Genomic DNA, 1,772 nt, shown 5'->3' on the forward strand with positions numbered 1-1,772 from the left:
CTCCATTATCAGCGCGTCCAGGACGGCTGCATCGGCCGCCGTGGCTGCCGACTGGCTCAGCCGGGGACGCGGGCGTCCCGGACGCATCGGGTTCTTCGGCGTTGGCCTCATAGCCCGGTACATCCACACCTTCCTGAAAGGGACCGACTGGTCCTTCGACGAGATCGGGGTGTTCGACCTCTCGGCCGAGAGCGCTGAGGGATTCAAAGGCTATCTCGAACGCAGCGGCACCGGAGCCCGGGTGACCGTGCACGAGGGCCCCGAGCAGCTGATAAGAAGCAGCGACCTCGTCGTGTTCGCCACGGTGGCCGGCCAGCCGCACGTGCATGACACGACGTGGTTCGACCACAACCCGCTGGTGCTGCATGTGTCCCTGCGCGACTTGGCGCCGGAGATCCTGCTGGCGTCGACCAACATCCTCGACGACGTGGACCACTGCCTGAAAGCCGGTACATCGGCCCACCTTGTGGAGCAGATGGTCGGCCACCGGGACTTCGTGGACGGCACCTTGGCCGACGTCATGGAAGGCAGGGTCTCGCTGGCGGACGACCGCCCTATTGTGTTCTCGCCGTTCGGCCTGGGCGTGCTCGACCTGGCAGTGGGTAAGTACGTCTACGACGAACTTGCCAGCAGTGGCCAGCTCCGGGTGGTCGAGGATTTCTTTTCCGAGTTGCGTCGGTACGGCTAACCCTGCGGCGCAAGCCGCTTCATCGATTCGCGCTCACTGAGGAGTGACATAATGCTCTCCCTACCGCAGATGCTGGGGAACGTGTCCAAGGCCCACGCCCAGTCCCCTGAGGACTGGGCACGGTCGGTCACCGACGTCCTGCGGGACGCCGCGATCTACCACCACGCCGAAAACGGCTTCTACCGCGCCCAGTGTGACGCCTTGGGAGTCAACCCGGCCACAATCAACGACATCAACGACCTGCAATCCCTGCCACTGTTGCCGGTCGGCATGTTCAAGCGTCCCGACGCCAAGGTGCTGCTCACCTGTTCCCTGGCCGACGTCGAGACCGAAACCCGCTCCAGCGGAACCCGCGGTGTCCCGTCTGTCACCCACCGCGACAGCGAGACATTGACCCTGGCGCTGGTCGCCCTGACCGGGACCTACCGCGAGTTCTTCAGCCTGTCCGGGGGCGCGGGCCTTTTCTTGAATCCGTCGGACCCCGAAGCCTCGGAGATGGGACTGCTCAAGGACTTGAACGTCCTGAACAGCGTCTTCGACCACCACGCATATCTCGTTGCCGGCCAGTCGTTCGACGCCGGGGAGGCCCTGGAGCACCTGCGCCGGTGGGAGGGACACATGACACGCCACATCGTCAGTCCGCCGTTCCTCATCGGCCGGCTCCTCCAGTTCCTTGAGCGGGAAAATATCAATGTGCGCCTGGACCCGTTCAGCATGATTATCACTCTCGGCGGCTGGAAGCGGCACACAGCCGAGGCCATCCCCGATGAAAGCTTTCGGGAGCGGTGCCACGACTTGCTCGGCGTGCGTGCAGTGAACGTGCGCGACATGTACGGGATGATCGAGTCGAACATGCTCGCCGTTGAATGCCACCTGCATCGCAAGCACGTTCCGCCGTGGTGCTACATCTCCATCCGGGACCCTGGCCAGAGCGGCAAGGAAATCGCCCCGGGGGAGACCGGCACCATCGCCGTACTGGACGCCCTCAGCACCAGCTACCCCGGTTTCCTCCTCACCGACGACATGGGCGACGTCGAGACCGGCACCTGCGGATGCGGCAGAACCGGCCAGGTCATCAACTTCC

General features: G+C 64.4%; 1 protein-coding gene and 1 pseudogene. Both read left to right on the forward strand.

Translation table 11 applies throughout. The features are described 5' to 3' along the window. Positions 1-688 (forward strand): annotated as a pseudogene (locus AC5RWX_RS32910) (2,3-diaminopropionate biosynthesis protein SbnB); the annotation flags it as partial. A gap of 51 nt (positions 689-739) precedes the next feature. Next, positions 740-1,772, forward strand: a 1,033-nt coding sequence (locus AC5RWX_RS32915) for a LuxE/PaaK family acyltransferase (RefSeq protein WP_494100364.1), incomplete at its 3' end; no start/stop codon positions are given.

Source organism: Arthrobacter sp. SPT-J7 (assembly GCF_059089965.1).